This is a genomic window from Hymenobacter sp. FMD4 (genome assembly GCF_058932745.1).
This window is the reverse complement of record NZ_JBZYWH010000046.1, coordinates 1-19,245: the sequence shown is the minus strand read 5'-3', so window position 1 is coordinate 19,245 and position 19,245 is coordinate 1. Positions and strand designations below refer to the sequence as shown.

At 57.2% G+C, this 19,245-nt stretch carries 13 protein-coding genes; 5 read left to right on the top strand and 8 right to left on the bottom strand.

Going from position 1 to position 19,245, the window contains the following annotated elements:
• From ccsA to AC5FXY_RS22115, 8 genes are all read right to left on the bottom strand, one after another.
• A partial coding sequence (gene ccsA, locus AC5FXY_RS22150) for a cytochrome c biogenesis protein CcsA (RefSeq protein ID WP_493558912.1) occupies positions 1-2,555 on the bottom strand: 2,555 nt, incomplete at its 3' end.
• 109 nt (positions 2,556-2,664) lie between these two features.
• Positions 2,665-3,099 carry a cytochrome c maturation protein CcmE domain-containing protein gene (locus tag AC5FXY_RS22145; protein ID WP_493558911.1) on the bottom strand — a complete coding sequence of 145 codons (435 nt, stop codon included), beginning with the start codon at positions 3,097-3,099 and terminating at the stop codon, positions 2,665-2,667.
• A gap of 109 nt (positions 3,100-3,208) precedes the next feature.
• Entirely contained in the window at positions 3,209-3,454 is a 246-nt protein-coding gene (locus tag AC5FXY_RS22140; protein ID WP_493558910.1) for a CcmD family protein, read from the bottom strand.
• Positions 3,435-4,106, bottom strand: a complete 672-nt coding sequence (locus tag AC5FXY_RS22135; protein WP_493558909.1) for a cytochrome c biogenesis protein — start codon at positions 4,104-4,106, stop codon at positions 3,435-3,437. Before AC5FXY_RS22135 ends, AC5FXY_RS22140 begins: the two co-directional genes overlap by 20 nt.
• Positions 4,107-4,174: 68 nt before the next feature.
• A complete protein-coding gene (locus AC5FXY_RS22130; RefSeq protein WP_493558913.1) occupies positions 4,175-4,807 on the bottom strand; it encodes a heme exporter protein CcmB in 633 nt (210 codons plus the stop codon).
• A 186-nt stretch (positions 4,808-4,993) separates the two neighbouring features.
• On the bottom strand, positions 4,994-6,526 hold the full coding sequence (locus AC5FXY_RS22125; RefSeq protein WP_493558908.1) for a T9SS type A sorting domain-containing protein: 1,533 nt from the start codon (positions 6,524-6,526) through the stop codon (positions 4,994-4,996).
• A gap of 124 nt (positions 6,527-6,650) precedes the next feature.
• Positions 6,651-9,896, bottom strand: a complete 3,246-nt coding sequence (locus tag AC5FXY_RS22120; protein ID WP_493558907.1) for a hypothetical protein — start codon at positions 9,894-9,896, stop codon at positions 6,651-6,653.
• A 31-nt stretch (positions 9,897-9,927) separates the two neighbouring features.
• A complete protein-coding gene (locus AC5FXY_RS22115; RefSeq protein WP_493558906.1) occupies positions 9,928-11,025 on the bottom strand; it encodes an NAD(P)/FAD-dependent oxidoreductase in 1,098 nt (365 codons plus the stop codon).
• A 90-nt stretch (positions 11,026-11,115) separates the two neighbouring features.
• On the opposite strand from AC5FXY_RS22115, the gene AC5FXY_RS22110 reads away from it, so the two are divergent.
• From AC5FXY_RS22110 to AC5FXY_RS22090, 5 genes are all read left to right on the top strand, one after another.
• Complete coding sequence (locus AC5FXY_RS22110; RefSeq protein ID WP_493558905.1) at positions 11,116-11,754, top strand: MBL fold metallo-hydrolase; 639 nt, start codon at positions 11,116-11,118, stop codon at positions 11,752-11,754.
• Positions 11,755-11,767: 13 nt separating this feature from the next.
• Positions 11,768-12,556: a CDP-alcohol phosphatidyltransferase family protein gene (locus AC5FXY_RS22105; RefSeq protein WP_493558904.1), complete on the top strand. Its 789-nt coding sequence runs from the start codon at positions 11,768-11,770 to the stop codon at positions 12,554-12,556.
• 121 nt (positions 12,557-12,677) lie between these two features.
• Positions 12,678-16,655 (top strand): type IX secretion system sortase PorU, encoded by a 3,978-nt coding sequence (porU, locus tag AC5FXY_RS22100; RefSeq protein WP_493558903.1) that lies wholly within the window; start codon positions 12,678-12,680, stop codon positions 16,653-16,655.
• 47 nt (positions 16,656-16,702) lie between these two features.
• Entirely contained in the window at positions 16,703-17,890 is a 1,188-nt protein-coding gene (gene porV, locus AC5FXY_RS22095; protein WP_493558902.1) for a type IX secretion system outer membrane channel protein PorV, read from the top strand.
• Between the two features lie 11 nt (positions 17,891-17,901).
• Complete coding sequence (locus tag AC5FXY_RS22090) at positions 17,902-19,179, top strand: M16 family metallopeptidase (RefSeq protein WP_493558901.1); 1,278 nt, start codon at positions 17,902-17,904, stop codon at positions 19,177-19,179.
• Positions 19,180-19,245: the final 66 nt, after the last annotated feature.

The window sequence follows — 19,245 nt, the reverse complement described above, 5'->3', positions numbered from 1 at the left end:
TTACGCGGAGCCTTTGCGGCGGGTGCTACCGGACGCGGTTTGCGGCCGCGCTGGTACACCGCCATAGCAAAGCCCAGGCCCATAAGCAGGGTGCCGCTCCAGAGCAGGTTGATGAAGGGCTTCTCCATCGCCTTCAGGATGATGTAGTCCTTCTGGGTAGTGCTCACGCCGAAGGTAAACTTGCCGGTGGCCGGGTCGAGGTTGTCGAAAGTGATGCGCAGCCCAAGATCCTCCACCTCATCGGCTACGCGGCCCACGAGCTTATCCTTCACCACAAACACCGGGTGCACGTGGTACTGACGACCTTTCTCGCCATACACGATGATGTCGCCCTGTACAGCTATGTCGTCTTTGCCAAGGCCCAGTCCGACGGTGTTATGTGCCGGCTCGGCGCTTTTGAACACGGCGAAATAGTCGTTCAGGAACAAAGTGTCACCCATACTCACAGTAAACTCCTTGGCCTCGCTCCAGTCTTTTTCCTTTGACGGATCGGGTACGGAGGACACGTGTGAGTAAATGTCGTGGTCCCAGAACAGCTTGATATCCGGCGAAGCGAGCAGGCCGCCCATTTCCTCGTTTACCTGTGCCCGCGGGAACAGCACAAACTCCTGGCCCGACTTGGGCTGCTTGTATACCACACGGTAGTAGGTGTCTTCAGGACGAATTTCGAGCGTGTCGCCGGCTTTGTAGTAGGTCTTGTCGCCGACTTTTATTTCGCCCCGCGCTATAGCCTTGTACTCGTCGCTGACGACAGGGAACAGCAGTTCCTTGTTCACGTATTCCGGCACGCCGGGTACATCGAAGAATTGGCCGGTGTAGGTCAGTTCGTACGGGCCCATCTGCGCCGACTGATTGCGCCACAAGAGCACGTTGTCGCGGTTAATTTCCTCGGGGAACTCCCGCGAGTACAGCAAGCCGGAAGTGTTCTGCGAAATGATGTTTGAATAGCCAGCCGAAGCCAGAATACCGAGCAACATCAGCGCGATGCCGACGTGGGCCACCGCCCCGCCCGACAGCCGAACGCCGCGGCGCACCAGTTGGAACAGCATGCCCAAGTTGGACATCAGCCCAAACAAGCCAGCAGTGAGCAGCGCAATAAAGGGCAAGGACATTTGCTGACCATTCTGACGCACCAGCAGAATAACCAAGCTGGCTCCGAGTAAGGTCAGGATAGCCGGCAAGGTCAGTACACTGCTGACACTATCCTTGTCGTTTTTCTGCCACCACATCAGCTGGGCAATGCCCGAGAACAGCGCCACCAGCACGCCCATCCAAAGCTGGATTTTGGTGTAGTGGGCAATCTGATCGGCCGGCAAGGCTAGGTTTGATTTGATGCCGAAGAAGCCGATGAAAGCATTGTAGACCGGAATGCTGGTCGTCACGAGCACCTGAAAGGCACCTAGGCACAGTACTGTCGCGCCGATAAACACCCACAGTTCGGGGTTGTACATCGTCAGTTCTTTCTCCGATACCGGAATGCTGTTCCAGCGCCACACCAGCAGCGCAATGCTCAGTACCACGAAGGCACCCAGGTACAGCAAAAGCTGACCCGACAGGCCCAAATCGGTGAAGGAGTGCACAGAAGCGTTGCCGAGTACGCCCGAGCGCGTCAGGAAGGTAGCGTAAAGCACCAGCAGGAACGTAGCCACCACCAGCGCGTAAGCCGTGCGCAGGCCAGTTTTGCCGCGCTGCCAAAGCACGAGGGCGTGCAAGCCGGCAACGAGCACCAGCCAAGGAATGTACACCGCGTTTTCGACGGGGTCCCAGTTCCAGTAGCCGCCGAAGTTCAGCGTCTCATAGGCCCAGTAAGCGCCCATCATGATGCCGACACCCAGTACGCCGCCGCCAATCAGGCTCCAGCGTAGTGCGGGCTGCACCCATTTAGTCATTTCACCCTTCCACAGCGCCGCAATAGCGTAGGCGAAGGGCACCAGCGTCAGAGCAAAGCCCAAGAACAGCGTGGGCGGGTGAATCACCATCCAGTAGTTCTGCAGCAGCGCGTTCAGGCCCTTGCCATCCTTCGGTACGAAGTCGGGGTTGAGCTTGTACACCGGCAGATCGGGCATAAACTCGCGCATTAGGATGAAGGGCGACGAGCCGATTTTGAGCGAACCAATCATCACGCCCAAAATCATGGACGTCAGGAACAGCTGCACACCCGCAAACACGGCCATTACCGGGGCTTCCCATTGCTTAGCGCCGCGGATAATGAAGGCCCCCAGCAGCACGTGCCAGAAAATCCACAACAAGAACGAGCCCTCCTGCCCTTCCCAGAAGCAGGAAATCATGTAGTGCACCGGCAAGTGGTTGCTGGAGTGGCTCCAAGCATAGTAGTACTCGTAGCGGTGCCCATAAATGATGGCAAACAGGGCCGCAATGACCCCAAGTACCGCCACGCCGTGCACCACGAAGGCACCGCGGCCCAGCTTCAGCCACGAGGCATCCTCCTCGCCTAGCGCGCGGCCGCGCGAGGCCATGTAATATCCCAGCGTGGCCACTACCGCCGCCACGAAGGCTACGATAACGCTAAAATGCCCCCAGTCGCCTATCTGCATTTCTGTCAATTAAAAATTGCGCATTAAGAACAAAAACCGGAAGATAAAGTCTGAAAATCACCCCATTAATTGGGGCGTCAACAACCTTTTAACTCTCCTTTTTTTGGTCTTAATTGACTGACGCTGTTGCGCCTTCCAGTTTCACGTTTTCGTCCACGTACTTTGACGGGCACTTGAGCAGGATCTTATCGGCCACAAACACGTCGTTGCGCATGTTGCCGGTAATCACCACTTGTTCCGACTTCTCGAAGTCCTGCGGCTTCGGGTTGAAATACACCACTTGCTGCTGCACACGGTTAGTATCCACGAGCATGAAAGTGAAGTAGTTCGGGTCGAGCGTAGGATTGTATTGCATGCCCGTGATGTTATGCTGCCCGTCCTTGGGCAGGCGCCCCACCACGTGCACTTTGCGCATGTCGCCGTCGGCCGCGAGTTCCTTGGCTTCTTTGAACGACACGTACACGCTGGCGTCGCCAGCAGTAGCCACCACGATGCCGATGGCAATGGCAATGACCACTAGGGCCAGTAAATGTGTTTTTTTCATGGTGCTTACAGAGAAAAGCAGCCGGTAAATTGGACCGGCCGCTCAGCAGCCTGTCCTTTCAAACAACCGTAAAGGGCCGAAAAAATCCTTGCCCTCGAAATGATTTTTATCAGTCGCGTAGCTCCCGCTCCAAGCGGCTGACTTTGCGGTCGATGGAAACGAGGTAGAGCAGCAGGCCGATGAGAATGACGACGATGACGGCCACCACCACGTAGATTTTGCCGTCCTGGCGGAGTTGGTCCGCCATTTCGGGACCGGCCGGCTGCTGGGCCAGGGCCGGTAGCAGCGGTAGTAGCAGCGTGGCCAGCAGAAGCAGGCCGCGGCGCTGCAGCCGATTAAGCCAATTGTTTTTCATACAGCTTTTGTTTGACGAGGGTCAGCCGCCCGGCCACGTTGGTAATCCAGACGCCGAGGAGCGTCCAGCCAATCACGGCCGGGTAAAACACCAAGCGCATGTTGTTGTCGAGGTCGTAGGAGCTGAAGCCGGGGTTGCCACCGGCGCCGGGATGCAATGAATCCGTCAGGCGCGGCAGGATGAAGAGCAGCGGAATGGCGGCGCAGAAGGCAAAGATGTTGTACACCGCTGAGATGCGGGCGCGCTGCTGCTCATCGGTAATGGAGGAGCGCAGCACGAGATAAGCGCCGTATATGAGCACCGCAATAGCAGCGCCATTCAAGCGCGGATCGGCCGTCCACCAAGTGCCCCAAGTGAAGCGGGCCCACACGCTGCCGGTAGCTAAGCCCAGCACCGCCATTACCACGCCGGTCTGGGCCGTGTGCGCCGCCCAGATATCGAGGCGGTCTGAAGGCTTGCGCAGATACCGAACGGAGTAGACCACCGACGCCGCGAGGATGATGGTCATGCCGAACCACATCGGCACGTGGAAGTACAGGTTACGGATGGTCTCGTTCAGGATGGGCAAGCGCGGCACCTGCCCCACCAAACCCACCACGGTCGTGTAAATCAGCAGCAGCACTGCCAAGATTTTCCACCAATTTTTAGACATGAGACAGTTAGAAGTGAGAAGGAAGACCGAATGACTTCGCCATACGCCAGAAGTCACATGTCTTCAAATCAAGTTCGCCACAAAAACGGGTAGAGCAGGTACGAAACAGCCACCACGAGCAGGCTCAGGCCCAGCAACATGTAAATGGGCTGCGGCGAAGCATCCAGGCCATCCAGCGCATTTTTGGCGGCCTTGATGAGTTGGAGCAGAATCGGAATGACCACCGGAAAGCCCAGCACCGGCATGAGCGTGTTGCTGTTGGCAGCCTTGGCAGCAATGCCCGATATCAGAGTAAGCGACGTCGCGAAGCCCACCGCGCCCAGCGCTACCACCAGCGTAAACCGGGGCATGTCCTGCACCGGGTTGCCAAGCACCAGGGCGTAGGCCCCGAAGGCCACCAGCCCTAGCCCCAGTAGCAGCAAAGTATTGTAGGCTATCTTAGCCATGATGACGGCTTCCGGCCGGGCCAGCGTGTAGTAGTAGAGCAAGCGGCCTCGGTTTTCCTGCAGGAAACTTTTGGCCACGGCATTGATGGCCGTGAAAAGCAGAATAATCCAAAGCAGCGCGTTCCAGGCCGGCGCTGGCAACTGCCCGCCCCGCACGAAGCTGAGGTAGCACACGTACACTGTGCTGCCCACGTACAGCAACATGCCGTTGAGGGCGGAGCGCTGCCGCCACTCCAGGCGGAAGTCCTTCTGCATCAGGTACCAAATCTCGCGTAACAGCTGCACGGCCGGTCGGTGGGTAAGCGGGACGGCAAAGATACAACCCAATGGCCGGAAAGGGGTTGTTCCCACCCGAATATGTGAACGGAGCAGGGTCATAAAAGCAACGAGCCGGCTTCTTCAGAAGCCGGCTCGCCCAATTGAGTGATGATGCGTACGGTGCTATTCTACGGCTAGTCGCCCGGAGGCCACGCGTCCGCCTTGCTCGGCCCGGTAGAGGTAAAGGCCGCTCGGCAGACCCTGCAAAGTAAGTGTTGCGCGGCCATCGGGTGTGGCCGTAAGCGTATGCTGCCGTACCACTCGGCCGCCGGCATCTACCACCGATACCGTTACCTGGCCAGCAGCCGGCGCCAACAGCGTCGCCGCGTCGCGGGCCGGATTGGGGTATACGTCCATAGCCAGTGGCAATGCCTGCCGCGTAGCCAGCGGCCCTTGGGTGCGGAAAGGCATATAATCCACGAAGCCCAAGGTGGCAATGTCATTTTTGTGCACGATGTGGGCCTCGATGTCAGCCGCTACGGCCGTACCCCACCAGTTATTCTCCGCCCGAATAGAATCCGGCTGGTTGTTGTAGAGGTCATACACAGTGCCGCCGTTGCCATTGCTATAAATGTGGTTGAAGCCGCGGTCGGTAGAATCGGAGCTGGCAAGGTTGCCGAAGCTGATGCGTGGGCCGCCAGCCGTGCCAGAACGCACGATGGTAACGCCCCAGAGGTTGCCGCGCAAGACATTCCGCGATACTACGCCCACCTGGGTCTGGTTGCCGGTAAAGTTCAGGCCGCTGCCACCGGTCTGAGCGTTGGAGTTGGTGTTGTTGTTCTCAACGATGTTCTGCGTGATGTAAGCGTTGAAGTTGTTCCCAGTCACGGTGAGGCCGTAACGGTTGTTGCGGATGATGTTGCGGCGAACCACCACGCGGGTCACGTTCGAGCCGCCCAGCAGGTTGGAAAGTCCGATGCCGCCAGCCATGTTGGTGGCCGCATTACCCACCACTAAGCACCGTTCAATCAGTACCGGTTGGGCCGGATTGCCAGGCCCAAGGTTAATCTGGGGGAAATTGCCGTTTTCGGCATTGTTCAGTATGAACTGACAATCCTGAATGATGGGCGAGGTAGCCGTATTAGCCGCCGACAAAATACCCGAACGGGCGTTGCGCACGAAGCGGCAGCCCTGCACCAGCGCGCGGTTGCCGGATAAGCTCAGCGCGCCGCTTCCGATAGTGCGGTTGCCACTGGGCGTAGCCAGCACCGCCACGTTCCGACGAATTACACAATCAATCAGATGAATATCGGCGCCGGTTACGCGCAGGCCCGCACCGTATTCCACAATGGTTTTGCGCAGCCGCGACCTCCCCGCCGTGGCCGAAAACCACATGTTGTGCCAGGGGGTAGTTGAGTTTTGCGCCGTGAACTTCACCGAATCGGGCGGGTTCACCAGTAGGGTACCATCCACATAAATCAGTGCCAACGCTGCTACCCGAATGGTTTCATTGGTGGTGATGCTCAACGTATCGGTCGGGGCAAGCCGGATGGTATCGTTGATGCGCCATTCGGCGCCGGCTTGGGTGATATAGCCACCGGAGGCGGCGGCAAGTTGCGCGAGGGAATAGCGCTGCCCAGTGCCGGGGGTTTGGTACTGAGCCCAGCTGGAAAGGGTACCAAGCAGGAAGCAAGCCAGGAGTAGGATGCTTTTCATAGCAATAAGTGAGGTGAGGAAGAACAAAGAAACAAAGTCTCACCGAACCATAAGCTTGCGCCTCGCCTAAACGAAAAAGCCCTGCCGGCTGGCAGGGCGTTTTCGTTGCTTACATTATGCTGCTTTAGAAGTCGTACCCAAGGGTGAAGTAAAACTTCGGTCCTATCTCGCGGCTGTTTTCGCGGCCCCAGGCCACATCGGCCTTGCCATAGAAGCCCAATAGTGTGGTGCGGGCCCCCACTCCATAGCCTACCAAGAAGGGATTCTGGAAGTTGACCACCGTGCCGGAGAAGGCGTTATCGTTGCCGGCGTAAGGCCGGGTATTAAAGGAATTATTGACATTGAAGGGGTTAGAGCCTGTGTAGGCCGTTCCGGCATCGGCGAAGCCCGTCAGCTGTAGGTTGCGGAAGAAACCGGAGTAGATCGGCTTGCGGGAGAAGTACTGCACGATGGGTACGCGCAGTTCGGTATTGAACAGCACATACTTGGGGCCCGACCGAGTGTTGTAGTTAAACCCGCGCAGGTTGGTCACGAATTGCTGGTAGAAGAAGTCGGCTGGCGACGCGCCTACCTGCGGCTCCACCTGCCGGATATCGTCGGTGCGGGCGTTCAGCCAGTTATCCATGCCGCCGAGGCGGAATTGCTTGGGCGAGTTGCCGTAGAACTGCCCGTAGCTGGCGCGGCTGGCCCAAATGATCTGCCGGTGCACCTTCTGGTAGTGGCGCATGTCGAAATAGATCTTGCCAAAGTCGCCGTCGGCATTGCCCAGTTCGCGCAGCTTCATCACGCCCAGCTTCATGCGCGTGCCTTCCAGCATATTGACGCCGGTAGCAATAGAGTTATCAAACACCAGTTCGCTGCTGCCGCCCACGAAGTTGTCGCGGCGGTCGGGCTCCGAGATGTTGAACAGATCGGATACCGTGCTGCTGACGTAGCGCAGGTTCCCGCGCACGCTCAGGTTGTGGGTCAGCGGGTACGAAATACCCGGAGTGACTTCATAGCGCCCCAAGCGCAGGTCCGTTACCTCATTGGACACGTAGTAGCTCTGCTTCTGGAAGCCGATGCTCCAGTCATAGCGGTGCCTCAGGTTGGTGTATTCGGCGAAGAGGCTGCTCGTGCGCAGATCGGTAAGAGCAAAGATGCCCGCCCGGATGCGGTGGTCCTCAAACAAGTCCGACATGGTGGCCTGCCCCATTAGGCCGATGCCCAGCAACGGGTCGGCATAAATCGACGACACCACGTTGTCAAGGCTAAAGCGGGTATCGTAGCGCATGGGGCCGGTCACGCTCAAATCAGGCGTTACGATGGCCGGCTGCTGCGCTACCGGCGCGTTGGTGCGGCGGCGCTGCTGACGTGGTACGTCTTCCTCGAACTGGTAGTCGCTCACGTCCACGGCCTGGTTACGGCTGGGCGTAGCGGGCTGCGTGCCTTCGCCGGTGGTGGGCTGGGGCTGTGCCTGCGGTTGCGTCTGCGCCTGAGTTTGAGGACGCGGGCGCGAGGCTGCTGCCGAACGGTCTTCCAGAATTTCCTGGCGAGCAGTCTTGCTCAGCTTCAGCCCCTGCGGTAACTCGTACTTCGGATACGCATACACGAAGTCGCGCGCGCGGTCGGAAGCCACGAAGCTAAGCGCCCCGCTCGTCGGGTTGTAGTCGAAGCTCTTGAGGTTGTTGAGGAAGCTGGTTACCGGCGTGCGCTCTTTTGTCGTCAGGTTGTAGCGAAATACACTACGCACGCCGCTTTCTTCGCTCAGGTATAAGATTTCGTCCTGCGACAGCACCCGCGGCCGGGTTTCATTGGAAATGGTGGCCGCCAGCGGTTCCACCGGCTGCGCGCTGCCATCCAGGCGATACCGGAACAGGTCGTAATTGTTGACTACAGCCTTAAAAGAGCCTTTGGCAGTGCCTGCCGAATCCAGCCAGCGGTTGGAACTGAACACCAAGGACTGCCCGTCGGGCATGAACACCGGGTGCACGTCGTCGAACACGTCGTTCGTTAGGCGCTCAGGCTGGCGGCTGCCAGCTCGCAGGATGTACAAGTCGGCTTGCCCCTGCCGGGTAGCAGTGAAGGCCAAGGCCTTGCCGTCGGGCGAATAGGCCATGCTCAGCACCTGCGTGTAGGGGTTGAACACGCTGGAGCCTTTGTCGCCGAAAGGCAAGGCTTCCTTCAGCCGGGCAAACAGGCCGTACGCCCCACCATCGGCCGAACGCAGGCGCAACGTCATCAGCCCTTTTTTCTCCTCGCCCACGGCCAGCTGGCTGCTGTTGCGCCAAGCCAGCACCGGTAGGCGGCGCTCTATTTCCTGATCCGGCGTTTTGTAGCCGCCACTGTACACCGTGCGCTTGCTGGAGCCGTCAGCATCGGCCACAATCACGCGGTAACGGCCCCGATCAAGCTCCGTGTAAGCCATCATCTTGCCGTTGGGGCTGATGACAGGCTCGTTGTAGCTCACATTGCGGCGGTTCCGGCGCATGATCTGGTGCTGCTCGTCAGGCAGTGTATAGGCCGTTTCAGGCTGAGCGTTCAGCTGCCGGTAGTAGGTGAGCCAGTCGCGCAAGAACTGCCGGTACGGCACATTCAGCGACGAGCTGATGCCCGTTTCCACGTCACGTGTAATGCGCGTCAGGTTCAGGATGTTTTGAATGCTGGTGTAGCCGTAGCGCTCCGCGATGTAGTTCCACACGCTCTGGCCCGCTAACTCCGGGTGTCGGAGGAAGAATTGCGCGGCTTTGTCCTTTTCGACTTTGTGCGTCATGTCGCGCATGTAGTCGTCCATTTCCACGCTCCAGCCTTCGGCAGCATAAGAGGCGGCCCCGGCCACAAACCAATCGGGCAGCTGCAGCAGGTAGCTGCTCTGAATGACTTCCTTCAGCGAGCCGCCATACATCATGTCGTTGAGCAGCACCCGGGTAATCTGGTAGCTCAGGTCGCGCTTGAACAGCGTTTGCTGCCCTTGGAAAGCCAGCTGCACTTTGGTCATGCGCAGCAGCGCCGTTTCGCCGCCTACCTGGTACTTATCCGAATTCAGGCCCACGTTGCTCTGGCGCAGGTCGCCCACGGAGTTGTAGAGCATTATCGTCGTCTTCGAGTACGGATAGTACCCGATGAGTGCCGTGATGCGCTGCAGCTCTTGCTCGGCATAAGCCGCCGCCCGGCGGGCCATGGCTTCGCCGCCGGCGTAGTAGTACACGTTAAAGTTGGCCGTAGAAAGCAGCTGCCAGTCAAAGTTCTTGTACTGGATACGGGTACGGCCGAAACTTTCCTGCGCCGTTTGGCCTACTGCGGCCCCGGCCGGCGCTAGCAGCGCCAGCAAGACTGCCGGCAGGCTCACCCCCCAACGCAGGCGGGGCAACAAATTGGACAGGTGCATCATAGAAGCCGCGAAAAGGCTAAACTAAGAAAACTCAGGCGGGCAGAACGCTGGCCGAAGTGGCAGCAGTATACAACGACTGATAACGTATTATATTGACTTCAGGCCAAAGCTCTTGCTCGTTTTCTAATGCATCGGCCAGCAGGGTAGCTAGCCGCGGCGCCAGAAGCACGCCCTTAGAACCTAAACCATTAAAAACTACCAACGCCGGATGCGCCGGATGCGTGCCCAAGAGTGGTTTCCGGTCGCGCACGGCCGGGCGTACGCCCACCCGCTGCCCGGTTACCCGAAAAGGCACCGTAGTCAGGTCGGCGAGCCGCTGACTAAGCTCGTCGCGGGCTTCCGCCGTCGGTTCTACGACGAACGGAGGCCAACGATACGTAGCTCCCACCCGCACCCGGCCCTCCCCCAACGGCACCACGTAGGCACCACGGTTGAGGACGTAATCGGTGGGCAGGTCGGGCGCTTCCACATCGAGCACTTCGCCTTGGTTAGGAGTTACCGGCAGCCACTGAAACCACGGATTACGCACGACCGCCGCTCCTTCGCAGAAGATGACGCGACGTGCCCGCAACCCGTCGCCGTAGCGGACGCCGGTTGAGTCGGCAACAAGCAGCTCCGGTACAAAAGTTTCGGACCGCAGCCAGCCGTTGCGACGACCGTCGTCGGCCAAGGTAGTCAGCAGCGCAGTAGTATCAACCCAGCCACCGTGGCGCAACTGCAACCCGCCGAAGGGCTGTAACAGTCCGGGAACGGCGGGCAGGCCGGCGGCAGGGTCGGTTACGTAGTCGCCCCAGGGCTGGCCAGCTGAGCGCGCCAGCACATCGTTTTGTTCCCGAACGGCGGAAAACAACTTAAGAATGGGCTTTTCGAAGAAGAACTGCTGGCCAAATTCGGCCTCCACAGCCCGGTAAAATTCATGGGCCGCAGGCAACAGGTCATCGATGCGCCACGCCAGTGCAAAGCGCTTGCCCGCTACGGGGTTGATCAGGCCAGCGGCCACGCGGGAAGCCGAGTCGGGCTGGTACTGATCAAGCACTACTACGCGTAGGCCCCGCCGGCGCAGCACCCAAGCCATAATGGCGCCAGCCAGCCCGTGGCCCACAATCAGGTAATCGGCAGAATCTTGCATTAGCAGCAAAATACGGACTTTCCGTCGCTGATTGTGTAACTTACCCTCCCGTTGTATGCCGACCTATTGGGTGGGCCTTTTCCTATTTGCATGACCGTTTCGGGCTTTACGTTCAACGCTTTTTCCGAAAACACCTACCTGCTGCACGATGCCTCCGGCGCTTGCGCCATCATCGACCCCGGCTGCTACGAACGCGCCGAACAGCAGGTCCTTCGCCAGTTCATCACCGACAACAAACTACGCGTCGAGCTGCTGCTTAATACGCACTGCCATATCGACCACGTCTTCGGCAATCAGTTTGTGCTCGATACCTGGCCCGGCACGCCCTTCCTGATTCACGAGCTGGATTTGCCCACACTGCGCGCCGTGCCAGCCTACGCACCGGCCTACGGCTTTCCGCAGTACCACGCCGCCGAGCCCACCGGCTTTATCACGCCCGGTGAGCCACTTCGTTTCGGCGAGACGGAGCTTGAAGTTCGCTTCGCACCGGGTCATGCGCCCGGCCACGTGGTGTTCTACCACGAGCCCAGCAAGGTCGTCATCGGCGGCGACGTACTGTTCCAGAGCAGCATCGGCCGTACCGACCTTCCCGGCGGCGACTACGACACATTGATCCGCAGCATCCGTGAACAACTCTTCACCCTTCCCGACGACGTGACGGTGTACCCCGGTCACGGCCCGGCTACCACCGTCGGCACTGAGCGCCGCTCCAATCCATTCCTGCGCTAGTTATTCTGAGTTGATGGCCATCAAACAGCACCTACCTAATAGTCTTACCTGCCTAAACCTGCTCTGCGGCTGCGTAGCTCTCACGCTGATTTTGTCAGATAATCAAATAACAATGGCCTATTTGGCGGCCAGAGCACACGGAGAGGAACCGGGCTACATCCCAACCCTTCAGACGCAATACAATCAGCTGGTTTCGGCCGCCTACCTTATCGGCATTGCCGCTATTGCCGACTTCTTCGACGGCCTCGTGGCCCGGGCCCTGCACGTTTCCTCCCCCATCGGCAAAGACCTCGATTCACTGGCCGATATGGTATCGTTTGGGGTGGTACCGGGTGCCATAGTGTTCAAGCTGTTGCAATATGCCCTACCTCCGGCCGGGTTGCCAGTCAGCTTGGCGTATTTGGGCTTCTCCATCAGCATCTTCTCGGCCCTGCGGCTGGCCAAGTTCAACAACGACACCCGCCAGTCCGACTCTTTTATCGGCGTTCCGACCCCAGCTAACACCATGCTGATTGCTTCGCTGCCACTGATTTTGGCGAATGATAAATTCGGTATCAGCGACTTGATCTTGAACCCGTGGGTGCTGCTGGGTTTGGCGTTTCTGATGTCAGGCCTGCTGGTGGCTGAGCTGCCATTGTTTGCCCTGAAATTCAAAAACTTCAGCTGGCAAGACAATTCGCTGCGTTTTGTGTTTCTGATTTTAGCCGTGGTCTTGTTGGCCTTGCTGCAGGCCGCCGCGGTGCCGCTCATCATTCTGCTGTACGTGCTGCTGTCGGTGGTGCGGCGCCCGGCTTCTGCATAGTCGATACACAATATTCATGACCACTTTGCAGTTGTACGGAAGATAACTGAACGGCTCCGCCAGAACAATTGTTGCCGGGCCGCCCCGTGGCTCATCATTTCTCTCTGCTAACTACTACGTTATGCGCTTTTGTACTTCGTTACTCCTACTGGTCTTATCAGGCTTTGCATGGGTTGCGCATGGGCAGACTCCAGCTAAGCAAGTAAAGCTGGAATGGCGCGGTCAGGCCACAGTATTTCCCAAAGGCGGCCAGGGCGTTAAAGTCCCGACGTTCGCAGAAGCAGTCTTTGAGCCCGGACAGCGGATTCCCAGCCTTAGCGTCCGCATCGACGGTTACGCGACCGAAGCACAGCTGCAAGCCGCTCGCTACGAGGCTTTCACCACAGCGGAAGCCCAGGCCTTTGCTGGCGTTGAGCTGCCCACTACGGCCCGCTTCACCCTCAGCCACGGCACCGAAAGCCGTTTGCCGGTTACGTTTGGGTCCTTGCCCGCGGTGCGGCGCAACGCGCAGAATGGTCAGGCAGAAAAGCTGGTTTCCTTTGAGTATACCTATCGGCTCGATTCCAACCCGCCGCAAGCCCGTACCAACCGCGTGTACGCTTCCAACTCGGTACTACGTAGCGGTGATTGGTTTAAAATCGGTGTACCTACTAGTGGCGTTTACAAGCTCGACAAGGCTTTCCTACGCGCGGCTGGCCTGCCCGTCCAGTCCCTCGACCCGCGCCGTTTGCAGCTCTACGGCAACGCCATGGGCATGCTCCCGCAGGCCAACAGCGCTGACCGCCCCGACGACCTCGAAGAAAACGCAATCCACTTCGCCGATAACGGCGGCAACAATGCATCCTTCGACGACGACGAATATTTTCTCTTTTACGCCCGCGGTCCGCACACCTGGAAGCTAAATGGTCAGCGGTTTCAGCATCAGCAAAACATCTATACCGATACGGCTTACTATTTCCTTACCGTAGGCAGCACCGTCGGGCGCCGCGTAGCTCCGGCCGCCGCCGTCACCGGCACTCCTACCACTGAAATTCGCGAATTCACAGACCGCTTTTTCTACGAGCGGGACCTAGTTAACCTGTTGCGTTCTGGCCGCCAGTGGCTCGGGGAAGGATTCAACTCGACCACCAACGCCCAAAAGGAATTCGTTTTTTCCTCCATCACCGATCTGGTACCGGGTAGCCCGCTGCTGGTTACTTCATCGGTTGCTGCTACGGCCATGCCCCCGGGCGGCAGTACGTCGTTTCAACTAACCGTAAACGGCGCCTCTATCGGCTCGCAACAGGTCGTCAATACTAGTTGCGACCCTAGCAGCTCCAACTTTTGTTACCCGGAGGTAGCCAACACCGACGTCCGTACGTTTACCACCACCACCCCGGCTAACGCTACGGATATCCGCATTCGGCTTACTTACGGCGGTTCGGCGTCTGACCTATCCGCCGTTGGCTACCTAGACTACTTGGAACTGCAGGCCCGCCGTTCGCTCCGGCTTGGCAATTCGCCTTTGGAATTCCGCTCCCTGGAAAACCTCGCCGCCAATGCTATTAGCACCTTTGTAGTGCAAAACGCGGCCAATGCGCTTGTTTGGGACGTCAGCAACCCGCGTCGTCCCGAACTCTTGCAGCACACAGCTGGACGCTTTGTAGCCCGCTCCAGCACCTTACGTGAGTACGTAGCCTTTTCTCCTGCAGGGAGCTTTCCGCAACCCCGCTATTTTGGCCGCGTAGCCAACCAAAACCTGCACGCCATCGGTACCACGTCGCCCATCGATTTGGTTATCGTCACACCCGGCGTCTTTCAGGCGCAGGCTGAACGGCTGGCCGCGCACCGCCGTACGCACGACGGCCTTCGCACGGCTGTAGTTACCACCAATGCTATTTACAATGAGTTCGGCTCCGGCGGCCAAGACATTTCGGCCATTCGGGATTTTCTAAAAATGGTGTACGACCGCCGCAGCGGCTCTGCAGGACGCCTGTACGTACTGCTGTTCGGCGATGCGTCCTATGACTATAAAGCCGATGCCAGTAATGACGCAAACAGCCTGCCGGCTTGGTGGCGCGACCGGCAGGTAAAGGATGCCGAAAACCAGAACTTCGTTCCTACTTACGAATCCATCGAGTCTTTCGCTAAAGTAGGTTTCCGGGTCAATGGGGGCTCTTTTTCCTATTGTTCGGATGACTTCTTCGGCTTTTTGGACGACGACGAAGGCGAATGGGCCGAAGATGGGTCGACCCGATTACAGCTCATGGATGCAGCTGTAGGCCGCTTGCCCATTCGCTTTCCTCGAAATCAACCTAACTCTGCTGCGATGGCAGCTACTGTGGTTGACAAGCTCATTGCATATGATCAGTCCTCGGGCCAAGGGAAATGGCGTAATCGCCTCACCTTCGTAGCAGACGACGGTGACCAAAATCTCCACTTTTACGATTCCGAAAATATCGCCAACCCGCTGATGGCCACTCGGCCTTCTTTTCAGGTAGGCAAAGTCTACTTGGATGCTTTCGCCCAGCTAAGCACTTCCGGTGGGCAACGCTCCCCCGACGCCAATGCGGCCTTGGATGCCTCCATCGAACAAGGGTCGCTAATCGTCAGTTACGCTGGCCACGGCGGCCCCCGCGGCTGGGCCGACGAACAATTGTTGACCAATGCGTCGGTGCTGCAGTTACAGAATCGGCAACGGCTGACGTTCATGTTTACCGGCACCTGCGACTTTGCCTGGTACGACGACCCCGCCTTCAATTCAGCTGGCGAACAGGTATTGACCGACACGCCCGGCGGCGCCATCGGCCTGCTAACTACTACCCGTCTGGTTTACGCTCAGAACAACCAAGCATTAGCGGGGCCTTTTTACCGGGCTCTGTTCGAGCGAAATCAAAGCACTGGGCGCTGGCCGCGCCTTGGTGATGCCGTGGTGTATGGTAAAAACAACGATGGCATCGACATCGAGAACCGCAACTTCACGCTGCTTGGCGACCCCTCGATGCGCTTGGCCATGCCGCACTACTCGGCCCGCGCTACCCGCATCAGCGATGCTGCCGACCCCAGCCACGCCCCTATCGACACCATCCGCGCCCTGCAGCGCATACGTCTGGCAGGTGATATTGTCGACCCGGTTACCAACGCTCTGCAGTCGAATTTCAACGGTCAAGTGCAGGTAACCGTTTATGAAAAGGCTTCTACCATCCGTACTCTCGGTAATGAAAGCAGCGCGGATACTGCTCGCTTTAGACTACAGAAAGACGTGATATATGATGGTCAAGCTACTGTACGCAATGGCCAGTTTATGGTACAGTTTGTCGTGCCTAAGGACATAAACTATCAGTTTGGCCTAGGCAAAGTCAGCCTGTACGCTTTCGACCCCAGCCGGAATATTGATGCGCAAGGAGCCAACCCGCGGATTACGGTAGGCGGTGCCAGCCAATCAGCCCTTACGGATACCATTCCGCCAACCATTCGGCTGGCCATGGATACAGAGTCATTCGTATTCGGTGGCCTGACTGGTACCAACACCACTTTGCTTGCCGCTCTGAGCGACTCCAGCGGTATTAATACAGCTGGCACCGGCATTGGCCATGAGCTTACCGCTACGCTCGATAATGACCCAAGCCTAGTTACAGTGCTCAACGAGTACTATACGGCCGATGTCGACAAGTTTACCAGCGGCCGGGTGCGCTACCTCTTCAAAAACTTAAGCATTGGGCCGCACGTGCTGAAAGTGAAGGCCTGGGATACGTTTAACAACTCTGCCGAGCGCGAAATTGAGTTTATTGTGGCCAACAGCGACAAGCTGGCCTTAAAGCATATTCTGAACTACCCCAATCCTTTTGCCGGACATACCTCGTTCATGTTCGATCATAACCGTGCCGGCGACGACTTGGACGTGCAGGTTCAGATATTTACCGTTTCTGGCAAACTCGTACGTACCCTTAGTGCGTATGTGCCTGCCAGCGAGTCGCATGTCAAAAGCATCACGTGGAACGGCCGAGACGATTACAATGATCAGCTCGCGCGCGGCGTTTACGTGTACCGCCTGAGCGTACGCACCCCGCGCGACGGTTCGCAGGTCAGCAAGTTTGAAAAGCTTGTTCTTCTGAATTGATTCCCTCCACCCTCTCACCTTCAGGTCTTACCGAACTTCCTTTCTATATGTCTTCACCGAAATCGACGGCCAAGGGCCTGTTGCTGCCCGCGTTGCTGGGGTTAGCCTACACCGCTCAAGCCCAACAGGAGACCAACACCATCACCACCGCCGTCCCTTTCATCACCATTGCCCCCGATTCCCGCTCCGCCGGCCTCGGGGATGCCGGGGTGGCCATTTCGCCGGATGCCAATGCTCCGTTTCACAACGCTGGCAAGCTGGGCTTTCTACAGAACCCTTACGGCGTGTCGGCTTCATACACTCCGTGGCTGCGCAATGTGACCGACGACATGAGCATTTCGTCGATTTCCGGCTATAAGAAGTTTGGCCAACGTTCCGCTCTTGCCGCGTCGCTGACGTACTTCGATTTGGGCCAAATTGACTTTCGCAGCGCCAACAACACCCCTGATGGTTCCTTCAACCCCAAGGAGTACTCCGTTGCCATATCGTATGGGCAGCAGCTCAGCGAATACTTTGGTTTAGGTATCACGGCCCGCTACATCCGCTCCAACCTTACCGGCAGCCAAATAGCTGATAGTCGTCCCGGCAATGCTGCCGCTGTCGACTTGGGCGCTTACTATAACCGCGACGTGAGCATTGGTGCTTCCGATTACAACCTCGCCTTCGGAGCTGCTGTGTCCAACATCGGCAACAAAATCACCTACACGCGCGCTGACCAAGCAGACTTTCTTCCCACCAACTTAAAAATTGGTACCGCCGTCACGCGTGAGCTCGACGCTTACAACAAAATCACCGTCACTGTCGACGCTAACAAGCTCTTGGTCCCAACTCCTTACTATATCGATGGCGTAGCCCCCAACGATCCACGGGTCGTTGCGGAAAACGAAGCTATTGCGCGTAAGTCCATTGCTAGCGGCATTTTTGGGTCCTTCAATGACGCTCCTGGTGGGTTCAAAGAGGAACTTCGGGAAATCAATCTGTCGGCTGGAGCCGAATATTGGTACAACGACCTGCTAGCCGCTCGCGTAGGCTATTTTTACGAAAACCCTAAAAAGGGCGACCGGCAATACCTCTGCTTAGGTTTGGGCCTGCGCTACCAGGTTTTTGGATTTGATGCAGCATACTTGGTACCAAACTCCCGCGCCAATCCCCTGGCCAATACGATTCGGGTGTCATTGCACTTCAATTTTAACAACCAAGGAGGCTCTAATGCTTCAGAGGCCGGTTCGCTCTAAACCCCTTTTCAATGCTTGATCGTCTCACTGCCCCACCGACCCGGCCACTTGGCCGGGTCGATTTGCCTCTAGCTACCGTTACCATTCTGGACAATGGTGCCCGCCTGCACCTCATTACCCACCAGGCACAGCCCGTCATTCGCTTGCAGGTAGTTCTGCCAGCCGGCCGTTGGTACGATACCGCTCCGGGAGTTTCGCTGCTCACGGCGCGCACCCTTCTTGAAGGTACTACCACTCGAACAGCCCGCCAGATTGCGGATAAAATTGCCTTTTATGGCGCTTCCTTGGAATGCGAACAGGGCTTTGATCGGGCTACTCTCACGCTGTACTGCTTAGCGCGCCACTATGAGAAACTATTGCCGCTGGTACAGGATGTACTGCTCAACGCTTCTTTTCCTGTAGAAGAAGTTAAGCAAGTCAAAACTCGAACCATCCAGAACGTTCGAGTAGAGCGCCAAAAAACCAGTTACCTAGCAGCCGAACGCTTTTCACATAACCTTTACGGACCGCAACACCCGTACGGCACCATCTTCAACGAAGGCACTTTCCAAAATTTAACCGCTGATAATTGCCGCCGTTTTTTTCAGTCTCACTACTCTCCCACTAAGGCTGAAATATTTCTCTGCGGAGACACGACAGATCAACATGTCCAGTTAACATCCCAACTACTAGGTTTGGAAGTAGCAACTGCTACAGATTCGGTGGAAATCGCTACTAAGCCAGTAGCTCCTCTAGGATCGGACTATGTCAACGTAGACGGTAGCCTGCAAGCCTCACTGCGCTTAGGCCGAATCTGGGAACCAGCGACTCATCCGGCTGTTCATAAATTACAAGTACTGGCTAAAGTGCTAGGCGGCTATTTTGGGTCTCGTCTGATGAAAAATATCAGAGAGGAAAAAGGATACACTTACGGCATTTATGCCAGTATAACGCATAGGGAACACGCCAGCTCTTTTGTTATTGGCTCAGATGTCAATGCGGCAAATGCCTCGAAGGCCGTTGATGAGATCCATAATGAGCTAACTAAACTTCAAAATGAGTTAATTCCTGAAGATGAGCTTGAGACCGTTCGCAATTACATCCTAGGTAAATTCGTCAACGAACTTGGCACAGTCTTCGAACAGGCAGATAAGTACCGTTCAATAGTACTACTCAACCTTGCTCCTGACTTCTATAGTCGATTCCTTGATGACGTGAAAACTGTAAACACCAAAGAACTTCAAAGCTTAGCCCAGACTTACCTGTCATCAGCCGATCTCATCGAAGTAGTTGCCGGTCCAGTCAAATAAAAAAGCCCCTGACTATAAAACGTCAGGGGCTTTTTTATATCAACTAACTCAAGCGGAAAGCATCAT